This is a genomic window from Saccharomonospora iraqiensis subsp. iraqiensis, from assembly GCF_000430445.1.
Taxonomy (GTDB): Bacteria; Actinomycetota; Actinomycetes; order Mycobacteriales; family Pseudonocardiaceae; genus Saccharomonospora; species Saccharomonospora iraqiensis.
On record NZ_KE387040.1, the window covers coordinates 127,281 to 138,940 of the forward strand.

15 protein-coding genes are annotated in these 11,660 nt (G+C 72.1%); 14 read left to right on the forward strand and 1 reads right to left on the reverse strand.

Features of this window, described 5'->3' with window-relative positions:
* Positions 1-414: 414 nt before the first annotated feature.
* The 12 genes from ffh to ACTIR_RS0102690 all read left to right on the forward strand — a co-directional run bounded on the left by ffh (position 415) and on the right by ACTIR_RS0102690 (position 10,032).
* Complete coding sequence (gene ffh / locus ACTIR_RS0102635) at positions 415-1,962, forward strand: signal recognition particle protein (protein WP_007024558.1); 1,548 nt, start codon at positions 415-417, stop codon at positions 1,960-1,962.
* Between the two features lie 82 nt (positions 1,963-2,044).
* A complete protein-coding gene (locus tag ACTIR_RS0102640) occupies positions 2,045-3,118 on the forward strand; it encodes an amidohydrolase family protein (RefSeq protein ID WP_026453127.1) in 1,074 nt (357 codons plus the stop codon).
* An 81-nt stretch (positions 3,119-3,199) separates the two neighbouring features.
* Positions 3,200-3,928, forward strand: coding sequence for a CPBP family intramembrane glutamic endopeptidase (locus ACTIR_RS0102645; RefSeq protein WP_026453128.1), 729 nt, complete (start codon positions 3,200-3,202; stop codon positions 3,926-3,928).
* Positions 3,929-4,028: 100 nt separating this feature from the next.
* Positions 4,029-4,829: a CPBP family intramembrane glutamic endopeptidase gene (locus ACTIR_RS0102650; protein WP_007024555.1), complete on the forward strand. Its 801-nt coding sequence runs from the start codon at positions 4,029-4,031 to the stop codon at positions 4,827-4,829.
* Positions 4,830-5,041: 212 nt separating this feature from the next.
* Entirely contained in the window at positions 5,042-5,533 is a 492-nt protein-coding gene (gene rpsP, locus ACTIR_RS0102655) for a 30S ribosomal protein S16 (RefSeq protein ID WP_007024554.1), read from the forward strand.
* Positions 5,530-5,769: an RNA-binding protein gene (locus ACTIR_RS0102660; RefSeq protein ID WP_007024553.1), complete on the forward strand. Its 240-nt coding sequence runs from the start codon at positions 5,530-5,532 to the stop codon at positions 5,767-5,769. Before rpsP ends, ACTIR_RS0102660 begins: the two co-directional genes overlap by 4 nt.
* Before the next feature lie 26 nt (positions 5,770-5,795).
* Complete coding sequence (gene rimM, locus ACTIR_RS0102665; RefSeq protein WP_026453129.1) at positions 5,796-6,308, forward strand: ribosome maturation factor RimM; 513 nt, start codon at positions 5,796-5,798, stop codon at positions 6,306-6,308.
* Positions 6,309-6,383: 75 nt separating this feature from the next.
* Positions 6,384-7,133 (forward strand): tRNA (guanosine(37)-N1)-methyltransferase TrmD, encoded by a 750-nt coding sequence (gene trmD, locus ACTIR_RS0102670; RefSeq protein WP_026453130.1) that lies wholly within the window; start codon positions 6,384-6,386, stop codon positions 7,131-7,133.
* Positions 7,134-7,267: 134 nt separating this feature from the next.
* Positions 7,268-7,624, forward strand: coding sequence for a 50S ribosomal protein L19 (gene rplS, locus ACTIR_RS0102675; protein ID WP_007024550.1), 357 nt, complete (start codon positions 7,268-7,270; stop codon positions 7,622-7,624).
* 28 nt (positions 7,625-7,652) lie between these two features.
* Positions 7,653-8,699, forward strand: coding sequence for a signal peptidase I (gene lepB, locus ACTIR_RS21295; protein ID WP_233345803.1), 1,047 nt, complete (start codon positions 7,653-7,655; stop codon positions 8,697-8,699).
* 5 nt (positions 8,700-8,704) lie between these two features.
* The gene (locus tag ACTIR_RS0102685) at positions 8,705-9,709 is read left to right on the forward strand and encodes a ribonuclease HII (protein WP_026453131.1); all 1,005 of its coding nucleotides are present in this window, start codon (positions 8,705-8,707) and stop codon (positions 9,707-9,709) included.
* Positions 9,706-10,032: a DUF2469 domain-containing protein gene (locus ACTIR_RS0102690; RefSeq protein ID WP_007024547.1), complete on the forward strand. Its 327-nt coding sequence runs from the start codon at positions 9,706-9,708 to the stop codon at positions 10,030-10,032. Before ACTIR_RS0102685 ends, ACTIR_RS0102690 begins: the two co-directional genes overlap by 4 nt.
* A 12-nt stretch (positions 10,033-10,044) precedes the next feature.
* On the opposite strand, the gene ACTIR_RS27360 is transcribed toward ACTIR_RS0102690, so the two are convergent.
* Positions 10,045-10,347 carry a Uma2 family endonuclease gene (locus ACTIR_RS27360; RefSeq protein ID WP_233345804.1) on the reverse strand — a complete coding sequence of 101 codons (303 nt, stop codon included), beginning with the start codon at positions 10,345-10,347 and terminating at the stop codon, positions 10,045-10,047.
* 519 nt (positions 10,348-10,866) lie between these two features.
* Here ACTIR_RS27360 and ACTIR_RS0102700 point away from each other — a divergent pair.
* A complete protein-coding gene (locus ACTIR_RS0102700) occupies positions 10,867-11,253 on the forward strand; it encodes a YraN family protein (RefSeq protein ID WP_034237963.1) in 387 nt (128 codons plus the stop codon).
* Positions 11,253-11,660, forward strand: a 408-nt coding sequence (locus ACTIR_RS0102705) for a magnesium chelatase domain-containing protein (RefSeq protein WP_026453132.1), incomplete at its 3' end; no start/stop codon positions are given. The genes ACTIR_RS0102700 and ACTIR_RS0102705, both read left to right, overlap by 1 nt.

The following is an 11,660-nucleotide window of genomic DNA, read 5'->3' on the forward strand; positions in this document are numbered from 1 at the left end:
GCGGCGAAGGCCCGACGCGCCGCCGCGGACGCGGACGGTCCGGCGGGGCCTGCGGACACCGGTGGTCGACGGACGGGGTCCCGCCGCTGACCTCGATCTGCGTAGGTCTACTCACGGGTTACTCGGTGTCTTCACGCTGTTGTCACCTCCTCTCCCCGGGCACGCTGAGGACAGCCTCGGACGAGGTACCCGGGTCCGGTCACCGGTCGCCAGTAACTGGGGGTCTGGCGAACGACACGCCGGACCGGCACGGGTGCCCCACCGGGGTCCCGCCGCCCGGCCGGAGAGGGGGAGCATTGGGGGGAGCACCCGGCCGGGCGGGCCGGCCCCGTCCTCCGGGTCGTCTACCCTTGGAGGGCGTGGTCGGCCCGTGAGCCGACGCGAACAACCACGACCCGCTGGAGCGTGCACCTCGTGTTCGACACACTCTCCGATCGGCTCACGTCGGTCCTGCAGAACCTGCGCGGCAAAGGCAAGCTCACCGACGCCGACATCGACGCCACCGCCCGGGAGATCCGGATCGCGCTGCTGGAGGCCGACGTCGCGCTGCCGGTCGTGCGCGCGTTCATCAAGCAGATCAAGGAACGGGCCAAGGGCGTCGAGGTCTCCCAGGCGCTGAACCCCGCCCAGCAGGTCATCAAGATCGTCAACGAGGAGCTCGTCGGGATCCTCGGCGGCGAGACCCGGCGGCTGAACCTGGCCAAGAACCCGCCGACGGTGATCATGCTCGCGGGCCTGCAGGGCTCCGGTAAGACCACGCTGGCGGGCAAGCTCGCGCTGTGGCTCAAGCAGCAGGGACACGCTCCGATGCTGGTCGCCTGTGACCTCCAGCGGCCGAACGCGGTGACCCAGCTCCAGGTGGTCGGCGAGCGCGCCGGGGTGCCGACGTTCGCCCCCGAACCGGGTAACGGCGTCGGTGACCCGGTCGACGTCGCCCGCCGCTCGATCGACGAGGCAGGCCGCGCCCAGCACGACATCGTGGTCGTCGACACCGCGGGCCGCCTCGGTGTCGACGAGGAGATGATGCAGCAGGCCGCCGACATCCGGGACGCGGTCACGCCGGACGAGACGCTGTTCGTGGTCGACGCCATGATCGGTCAGGACGCGGTCAGCACGGCCGAGGCGTTCCGGGACGGCGTCGGGTTCAACGGGGTGGTGCTCACCAAGCTCGACGGCGACGCCCGGGGCGGCGCGGCCCTGTCGGTGCGGCACGTCACCGGCGAGCCGATCCTGTTCGCCTCCAACGGGGAGAAGCTGGAGGACTTCGACGTCTTCCACCCGGACCGGATGGCGAGCCGCATCCTCGGCATGGGCGACATGCTGACCCTGATCGAGCAGGCCGAGCAGGCGTTCGACCAGGAGAAGGCCGAGGAGGCCGCGGGCAAGCTCGGCTCCGGCGAGCTGACCCTGGAGGACTTCCTCGACCAGATGCTCGCCGTGCGGCGGATGGGCCCGATCGGCAACCTGCTCGGCATGCTGCCCGGGGCCGGGCAGATGAAGGACCAGCTCTCCCAGGTCGACGACGCCCACCTCGACCGGCTGCAGGCCATCATCCGGGGCATGACACCCGCCGAGCGGGAGAACCCGAAGATGATCAACGCCTCCCGCAGGCAGCGCATCGCCCGGGGGTCGGGTGTCACCGTCCGCGACGTGAACGACCTCGTGAACCGCTTCTTCGAGGCCCGCAAGATGATGCAGCAGATGGCGGGCCGGTTCGGCATCGGCGGCGGGGGCGGCGCCGGCGGCGGTGGCAAGAAGGGCAAGAAGGGCAAGAAGGGGAAGAAGGGCAAGAACCGCGGACCCACGCAGCCCAAGATGCCCGGCGGTTTCCCCGGTGGGCTCCCGCAGGGGCCCGGCGGCGGCGGGGGCGGTGCCCCCGACCTGTCCCAGCTCGGTGGCGGCCTGAACGACCTTCCGCCGGGCTTCGACCCGTCGAAGCTGAAGCTGCCGAAGAAGAAGTAGGCGGGCTACGGGCGCCGCACACCCGCACGCCCCCGACGCCGCCCACCGACAGCCGGACGGAAAGGTCGCGGACGACAAGCCGATGTATCACCTGCGAGGGGTCGTGCTCCCCGACGGGGTCGAGCGGGACCTGTGGATCGACGACGGCCGCGTGCACCTTCACCCGCCGGAGGGAGCCGAGGACGCCCGGAGCCTGCGGGGCGCGTTCGTCGTGCCGGGCCTGGTGGACGCGCACTGCCACCCGGGTATCGGCCCGGACGGGCCCACAACCCTGGACGAGGCCGCCGAGCAGGCCCGCCGGGACCGGGACGCGGGGACCCTGCTGATCCGGGACTGCGGGGTACCCCTCGACATCCGGGACCTGCAGCGGCGGGAGGACCTGCCGCGCATCGTCCGCAGCGGCAGGCATCTGGCGTTGCCGAAGCGCTACATCCCCGGCCTGGGCCTGGAACTGGACAGTCCGGACCACCTGCCCCGGGCGGTGGCCGCCCAGGCCGCCGACGGGGACGGCTGGGTGAAACTGGTCGGCGACTGGATCGACCGGTCGGTCGGTGACCTCGCGCCGCTGTGGCCGGACGACGTGCTCGCCGAGGCGGTGGCGGTCGCGCACGAGGCGGGCGCGCGGGTGACCGCGCACGTGTTCGGCGAGGACGCGCTGCCCGGACTGATCGCGGCGGGTGTCGACTGCCTCGAACACGGCACGGGACTGTCCACCGAGCTGCTGGCCGAGATGGCCCGGCGGGGCACGGCACTGGTCCCCACCCTGATCAACATCGAGAACTTCCCCGGCATCGCCGCGCAGGCCGCGAAGTACCCCACCTACGCCGCGCACATGCGGGCCTTGCACGCGGGGGTGTCCGACATGGTCGCGGCGGCCCTGGACGCGGGCGTCGCGGTGCACGCGGGCACGGACGCGGGCGGCATGGTCGCCCACGGCCGGATCGTCGACGAGATCGAGGCGCTGCACGCCGTGGGCATGTCCCCCGATCGGGCGCTCGCCGCAGCGTCCTGGGGGGCCCGGGAGTGGCTGGGGCACGCGGGAATCGCCGACGGCGCCCCCGCCGATCTGCTCGTGCTGGACGCCGATCCGCGTGCGGATCTGTCGGTGCTGCGCCGCCCCACCCACCTGATGCTGCGCGGCCGACTGATCGACTGACGCGGTTCCGGTCGCCCCCGTAGGGTTGACCGTGGAGCGGGAGACTCCACAGGCGACGGACGACGGTACGGGGGAGGCGCGGTGGAGCGCGAGGACGGTGCGCCCTCGGCCCGCGACGGTCTGGTGCTCGGCGCGCACTGGGGACTGCTGGCGTTCTTCCTGTCCTACGGCTCCTACTACGTGCTGTCCCTGGTGTTGTCCGGCCTGGCCGTGGGGAGGCCGGGGCCGCTGAACCTGCCGGAGCTGGGGCCGGTGATCCTGCTGGCGTTCCTGCCGAACCTGCTGCTCGGGATCGGCCCCGTCCTCGGTTCCCGTCGGTGGGGACGCGGGCCGTTCGCCGACTTCGGGCTCGTGCCCACCGGGCGGGACCTGCGGATCGGTCTCGCCTGCGGCGGTTTCTCCCTGCTCGCCGCGTATCTGCTGGGCATGCTGCTGATCCAGGTGTACGGCCGGGAGCGGATGTCGGATCCGGTCACCGACGTGTTCACCGGCCTCACCTCCCACGTCGGGTGGCTCGTGGTGGCCGCGCTGGTGCTCGTCGTGGGGGCTCCGCTGACCGAGGAGCTGCTCTTCCGCGGTGCGCTCTGGAACGCACTGGCCCACCACCGGATCCCCCCGTGGGCGGTCCTGGTCCTGACCGCGTTGGTCTTCGCCCAGGTTCACGCGGACCCGACCCGGACCCCGGCGCTGATCGCGCAGGGCGTCGCGATCGGTGCCGCGAGGTTGATCACCGGCCGGGTCGGCGCGAGTGTCGTCGCGCACGCCGTCAACAACCTGCCTCCCGCGCTGCTGCTGTTCGGCGGTTCGTGAGGGACCGGATGCGGTCAGTAGGCTCAGGGCAAGATCGAGACCGCCCGCCGGACGGGACGTCGCGGGCGGTGCCGCCTCACCGGACGGCGAAGGGATCGGTGTGACCGAAGGGGAGTATCCGGGGTCGGCGCCCGACCGGACCGGGGACGGGCCGGAGCGGACCGCCCGGCCGCGGCCGGAGGAGACCGGGCCGTCCCACCGCTGGGGGTTCGGCGCGTTCCTGCTCGTCGAGGCCGTGCTGCTCACCACCGCCGCCTTCGTCGGCGCGCTGCTCGGCGGGGGGCCGGTGGAGTCGCTGCCCGTGCGCGACGTGCTGATCGGCACGATGACGCCCACGCTGCTCGCGACGGCCGCGGCACTCGCCATCACGAAGGTGCGGGGCAACGGTCCGCTGGCGGACCTGCGGCTGTCCTGGCGCTGGGACGACGTGCGGATCGGCCTCAAGTTCGGTGTGCTCGGGCTGGTGTGCACGGTCGTGGGCGTGCTGGTGTGGACCGAGGCGGTCGGTGAGGCCAACACCGGCTCGGCGATCGGCACCCTGGTGGAGAACAAGCCGATGTCCGTCTCGGCCGCCCTGGTCATGTTCGTCTACCTGTGGCTGCTCGGGCCGATCTGCGAGGAGATCATCTACCGGGGGGTGCTGTGGGGCGCGGCCGAGCGGCTCGGCTGGGGCAGCGTGCGGTGGAGCCGCTTCGCGGCCTTCGTGCTGTCCACGGCGGTGTTCGCGGTGAGCCACCTGGAGCCGCTGCGCACCTCCCTGTTGCTGGTGATCGCCATCCCGATCGGGCTGGCGCGGCTGGTCACCGGGCGGCTGCTGGGCAGCATCGTCGCCCACCAGATGAACAACTTCCTGCCCGCGCTGGCGATCCTGCTCACCTCGCTCGGCGTCCTCACGACGTGAGCGCGCCCGCACCCGGGTGGCCGGGCAGGGCGGGGTACCCCGCCGGTGCGGCCCCGCCGGAGCGGTCTGGCAAAATGGGAGCTTGCCCGCTCCGGACCGGGCCCTCTCACCGTGCCGGAGCGCAGACCATACCTGCGGGCACCTGGATCCGGCTCCCCACTCGGATCGTGTCCCGACCCGAGTACGAGAAGACGACAGGAGTACCCACCCCCGTGGCTGTCAAGATCAAGCTGCAGCGCCTCGGCAAGATTCGCGAGCCCTACTACCGCATCATCGTGGCGGACGCCCGTACCCGTCGGGACGGCCGGGCCATCGAGACCATCGGCAAGTACCACCCGAAGCGGGAGCCCAGCTACATCGAGGTGGACTCCGAGCGCGCCCAGCACTGGCTCGGTGTCGGTGCCCAGCCGACCGAGCCGGTCCAGCGCATCCTCGAGGTCACCGGCGACTGGCAGAAGTACAAGGGCCTGCCCGGCGCCGAGGGCTCGCTGAAGGCGCCGGAGCCCGGGCCCACCAAGCAGGAGCGGTTCAACGCGGCGTTGGCCGCGGCGAACGAGGAGCCCTCCGTCGCGGCCACCACCCCGAAGAAGAAGGGTGGCAAGAAGGCCGACAAGGCCGACGACGGTGGCGAGGACACGAGCGGGGACACCGCCGCGGCCGACTCCGGGGCCACGGGTGAGGGCGAGAAGGCCGACCAGGCGTGAGCTTCCTGGCCGACTCGCTCGAACACCTGGTGCGGGGCATCGTCGACAACCCGGACGACGTCCAGGTCGAGCTGATCACCACACGCCGGGGACGGACCCTCGAGGTGCACGTCCACCCGGACGACCTCGGCAAGGTGATCGGCCGCGGCGGCCGGACGGCGACCGCGCTGCGCACCGTGATGGGGTCCGTCGGCGGTCGGGGCATCCGCGTGGACGTCGTCGACACCGACCACTAGTGCCGTCGGAACGGGAGCGCACAGGCGTGCAGGTCGTCGTGGGCCGCGTGGTGAAGCCGCACGGGATCCGGGGCGAACTCGCCGTGGACGTGCACACCGATTCCCCCGGGGACCGGTTCGCCGAGGACACGGTGTTGACCGGTCGGGCCCGCAACGGCGACACCCGGGAGCTCACCGTGGTAGCCGTCCGCCCGCACGGCGGACGGCTGCTGGTGCGCTTCGCCGAGGTGCCCGACCGGTCGGCGGCCGAGGAACTGCGCGGGCTCCAACTGCTCGCGGAGGCGGACGCACTGCCCCCGCTGGAGGACCCGGACGAGTTCTACGATCACGAACTCGAGGGGCTGCGCGCCGAACTGCCGGACGGCACCGCCGTCGGGACCGTGCGGGGGATCGTGCACGCACCCGGGGGTGAACTGCTGGTGCTGGACGTGTCCGGCACGGAGGCGCTCGTGCCGTTCGTGGCGGCGCTCGTGCCGCACGTCGACGTGGCCGGGGGCAGGCTCGTCGTGGACCCGCCCGAGGGACTTCTGGACGGCTGACGGACGGACGTGGACGGACAGCCGGTGAACGAGACGAACGGGACCGACCCGGCGCGCGGCGGCGCGCCGTCGCCGCTGCGGATCGATGTCGTCACGATCTTCCCCGAGTACCTGCAGCCGTTGCGCGCGGCGTTGCTCGGCCGGGCGATCGACCGTGGCCTGCTCGAGGTCGGGGTGCACGACCTGCGGGACTGGACGTACGACGTGCACCGCGCCGTGGACGACGCCCCGTACGGCGGCGGCCCCGGCATGGTGATGAAGCCCCAGGTCTGGGGCGAGGCACTGGACGACGTCTGTGCCGAGGGGACCCGACTGGTCGTCCCCACCCCCGCGGGCAGGCCGTTCACCCAGGAGCTCGCCCACCGCTACGCCGCCGAGGAACACCTGGTGTTCGCGTGCGGGCGGTACGAGGGCATCGACGAGCGCGTGTTCACCGACGCCGCACGCCGGATGCCCGTGGACGAGGTCTCGATCGGTGACTACGTGCTGGTCGGCGGGGAGGCGGCCGTCCTGGTGATCGTGGAGGCGGTGACCCGGTTGCTGCCCGGCGTGCTGGGGAACCCGGTCTCGGCCGAGCAGGACTCGTTCTCGGACGGGCTGCTGGAGGGCCCCAGCTACACCCGGCCCGAGGTGTGGCGGGACCTGGCGGTACCCGACGTGCTGCGGTCCGGCAACCACGCGGCCATCGACCGGTGGCGACGGGACCGGGCACTCGAACGCACCTACCGGCGCAGGCCGGACCTGCTGACGGGACTGCCGGAGAACGGCCTCGACGCCCGGGACACCGAGGTGCTCGACCGGCTGCGTCGGGAGGCCGGTGAGTGACGGCCGAGTACGTCTGTAATACTTGCGGGGTTGGCGCGACCGGTTCACGCGCCGAACTCCTGGGCCGCCCGCTCCCCGTGAGCAGGCGTGCGCCCGCAACGATGTGAAGCCACCAAGGACGAGGACGGACACCGATGAACACCCTGGACGCGCTGGACGCCGAGTCTCTGCGTTCCGACATTCCGTATTTCCGCCCGGGCGACACGCTGAAGGTTCACGTCCGCGTTATCGAGGGCAACCGCGAGCGCAACCAGGTGTTCCAGGGCGTGGTCATCCGCCGTCAGGGCGGGGGCATCCGCGAGACGTTCACCGTGCGCAAGGTTTCCTTCGGCGTCGGCGTGGAGCGCACCTTCCCCGTGCACTCGCCGAACATCGCCAAGATCGAGGTCTCCAAGAAGGGCGACGTGCGCCGCGCGAAGCTGTACTACCTGCGTGACCTGCGCGGGAAGGCCGCCAAGATCAAGGAGCGCCGGGAGAAGCCCGCGTCCTGAAGTGGTCGGCCCGTTACCGTAAGCTGACGTGGTGGAGTCAGTGCCCTCGAACGCCGCGGAAGACGAGCCGGAACGTCCGGAGGACAGGTCGACTCCGGAGGACGGGTCGACCCCGTCGTCGGGTGACGACGGGCGGACGACCTCGTCCCGGGAGGACGGTGAGTCGACGGGCCGGTCCGGTACGGAGGACGGTTCGTCTCCCGCGGCCGGGGCCCACCCGGAGAAGAGCAGGGCGGACAAGCAGCGCTCGTTCTGGAAAGAACTCCCGATCCTGATCGTGGTCGCGCTCGTCCTGGCCTTTCTGATCCAGCAGTTCCTCGGGCGGGTCTACATGATCCCCTCCGGGTCGATGGAGGAGACGCTCCACGGGTGCCCCGGGTGTACGCCGGACCGCATCCTGGTCGACAAGGTGACCTACCACTTCACCGACCCCGCACCCGGCGACGTCGTGGTGTTCCGCGGGCCGCAGCCGTGGGTCGAGGACGATCCGCCGTTGGAGTCGGCCAACCCCGTCGCCCAGTTCTTCCAGAACGTCGGGTCGGCTTTCGGTCTCGCACCGCCCGACGAGCGGGACTTCGTCAAGCGGATCATCGCCACCGGAGGACAGACCGTGCAGTGCTGCGACGACCGGAACAGGGTCGTCGTGGACGGCCGACCGCTCGACGAGCCCTACCTCTACTGGGAGGGCGGAGACCGGGAGCAGGAGGACTTCGGCCCGGTCCGGGTTCCCGAGGGCACCGTCTGGGTGATGGGCGACAACCGCAACAACTCCTCCGACTCCCGCTACCAGGGCGGTGGCGGTCCCCGGGGTGCCGTCCCGGTGGACAACATCATCGGCAAGGCGCGCCTGATCGTGCTGCCCCCGTCCCGGTGGGGCGTGGTCAGTGACCACAACCCCCAGCAGGAACCGGTGGCGGCGGCGCCCGTGGCGCCGGCGGCGCCGACCTGGCAGCAGGGACTACCGTTGGGTGTCGGTGCCGCGGCCTCCTGGCCCGTCGTCCGGGCGGGACGCCGGGCGGCCACGGCAGTCGGCACGGGACGGCGAGCCGTCGGGTCGGTCGAACGGGAGCACTGAGCGCGGTGAACGCGACAGCGGTGCCGGATGTGCCGCGTCCTCCCCGCGCGGTTATCCGGGGTGAGACGGCCTGGGCCCTGCAGTCCGCGCTGGACCGCCGCGGACTCGGCCCGGTGGCCGGGGTGGACGAGGCCGGACGCGGTGCCTGCGCCGGGCCCCTGGTGGTGGCCGCCTGTGTGCTGCGGCGCACCGATTCCACGCGGCTGGCGGAGCTGACCGATTCCAAACTGCTCACCGCCGCCGCCCGCGACCGTGTGTACGAACAGATCCTGCGCCGGGCCCTCGACCACTGCGTGGTGGTGGTCCCCGCCGCGGAGGTCGACGCCTACGGCATCCACGTCACCAACCTCGAGGGCATGCGGCGCGCGGTGGCCGGCCTGTCGCGGCGGCCCGGGTACGTGCTCACCGACGGTTTCCGCGTGTCCGGGCTCCCCGCGCCCAGCCTGTCCGTGGTGAAGGGCGACCGCGCGGTGGCCTGCGTCGCGGCCGCCTCGGTGCTGGCCAAGGTGACCCGGGACCGCATCATGGCGGGACTGCACGGTACGTACCCCGTGTACGGCTTCGCCGGCCACAAGGGCTACACGACGTCCGACCACGGCGCGGCCCTGTCCGAGCACGGTCCCTGCCCGGAGCACCGGTGGTCGTACACGAACGTCGCCGCGGCGGCGGCCGCACACGGGATGCGGGCACCGCACCGCGTGCGCCTCAGCGTCGCCGCCCTGCAGAACGGCGTGGCCGACCTGCCGGGGCCGGGGGAGATGGAGAACCCGGGGGACACGGAGAACCCGGGGGACGCGCTCGCTCCGGTCGGGGACGGCGTACCGGGCGGAGACGGGGTCCCGGGCGGCGACGGGGCGGATACCGGACGTGCGTGGGCGCAGTATGGTGCGGGCACGGACGACCGCGGGAACCACGGCGCGGCGGGTGCCGGGACGGCGGCCGTGCGCGAGAATGGAGCTTCCGCCGGCGACCGGTTGACAGGAGTGCGAGGAGGGGCCCGGGTTTCATGAGTGCGGAGGATCTCGAGAAGTACGAGACCGAGATGGAGCTGTCGCTGTACCGCGAGTACCGCGACATCGTCGGGCAGTTCTCCTACGTGGTGGAGACGGAGCGACGGTTCTACCTGGCCAACGCCGTGGACGTGCAGGTCCGCGACGGGGGTGGCGAGGTGTACTTCGAGGTGCGTATGTCCGACGCCTGGGTGTGGGACATGTACCGGCCGGCCCGCTTCGTCAAGAACGTCCGCGTGATCACGTTCAAGGACGTGAACGTGGAGGAGCTGGACAAGCCGGAACTGCGCCTGCCGGACGAGGGACCGTTCGGCGGCGGCTGAGGGTTCCCGGCCCTACCGCGCCCGTGGGAGCGCGTCGAGATCGACGTGCAGCGGCACCGGGTCGGTGGTGCTGAAGACCCGGGTGACCGCGGGGGCCTCCAGGTACCCGAACTCCTCGGCGAAGTGGTAGGCCACCAGGCTGACCGGGTCGTCGAGGTCCACGACCCAGTAGTGCGGGATGCCCGCCTCGGCGTACTCCGACGGCTCGGTGACCGTGTCGGTGCGTTGCGAGCCGGGGGAGACCACCTCGATCGCGACGAGCACGTCCTCGGCGCGCAGCCGCCGGGTCGGGCCGTCGGCCCTGGTGACCACCACGGTCCGGCACCCGGACCGTGGGAAGAGGGCGGTCGCCGATCAGTACCTCGAACTCCCGCAGACCTTCGACCCCGGCGGGTAGTTGCTCGTCCAGCACACGAACGAGTCGGGACACCGCACGGCTGTGTCGCCGGTCCGGTCGTGGACTCCGGATCAGCAGGCCTTCCCGGAGTTCGACGCGCGTGCCTTCGTCCTCGGGCAACGCGTCCCAGTCCGCGAGTGACAACGGCGGGGTCGGTGCGCGCCGGTCATCGCGCGCCTCTCGTCGTGGATGGATGGTTCCAGGGTAGCCGCTCCGCTCCCGGAGCAGTGGTGTCCTCGTCACCGTGTGTCGTCGTCGTGCGATTCGTACGACACCTTCCCGCTCTTCCGGCACCGCACGGTCCGTTCGTGTCCCGGTTGTCCACAGGCCCCCGGTTGTCCACAGGCCCGGTCCGTTCGTGCTGGTCGGAGGGTTCCCGCCCTGGGAGTGTCAGCGGTGACCGACGCGACCCGACGAGCACCCTGGGGGTGACGTGAGTGGACATCGAGGTGCGGCGTGCCCGCACACACGGCGACCGACAGGCACTGGGACGTGCCGGCGAGGACCTCGCGGCCGAGCATCTGCGCAGGCAGGGACTCACCGTCCTGGAACGCAACTGGCGCTGTCGGGAGGGCGAGCTGGACATCCTCGCCACCGACGGGACGACGCTGGTGGTCTGCGAGGTGAAGACCCGTTCCGGCCGGAACTTCGGCAGCCCCGCGGAGGCGGTCACCGAGGACAAACGCCGCCGCATCCGGGGGCTCACCAGCCGGTGGCTGGCCGCCCGCCGGGTGGCGTGGTGCCCGATCCGCTTCGACGTCGTCGCGATCGACCACCCGCCCGGCGAGGAGCCGGTCGTACGGCACATCGCCGGGGCCTTCTGATGCCCCTGGCGCGGGCCCGGTCCGTGGCGGTCGTCGGCATCGAGGGCCGGGTGATCGAGATCGAGGCGGACATCGGTGCGGGCATGCCGGGCACGAAGCTCGTCGGCCTGCCGGACGCGGGACTGCGGGAGGCCAAGGACCGGGTGCGTGCGGCGGTCCGCAACAGTGGGCGGGCCTGGCCGGAGACCGCCGTGACGCTCGGCCTGTTCCCCGCCGACCTGCCGAAGGTGGGGTCGGCCTACGACCTCGGCATCGCGGCCGCGGTCCTGGCCGCCTCCTCGGTCGTCCCCCCGGACAAGCTGCGGGGGACGGTGCTGCTCGGCGAACTCGCGTTGGACGGCCGGGTGCGTCCGGTGCAGGGCATCCTGCCCGCGCTGCTCGCGGCCCGCCGGCTCGGCCACCGGCGG

What these genes read in the sequence shown, in the direction of transcription:
- rplS (WP_007024550.1), top strand. Translation starts at nt 7,268, where the DNA reads ATGAACACCCTGGACGCGCTGGACGCCGAGTCTCTGCGTTCCGACATT.
- ACTIR_RS0102690 (WP_007024547.1), top strand. Translation starts at nt 9,706, where the DNA reads ATGAGTGCGGAGGATCTCGAGAAGTACGAGACCGAGATGGAGCTGTCG.
- ACTIR_RS0102640 (WP_026453127.1), top strand. Translation starts at nt 2,045, where the DNA reads ATGTATCACCTGCGAGGGGTCGTGCTCCCCGACGGGGTCGAGCGGGAC.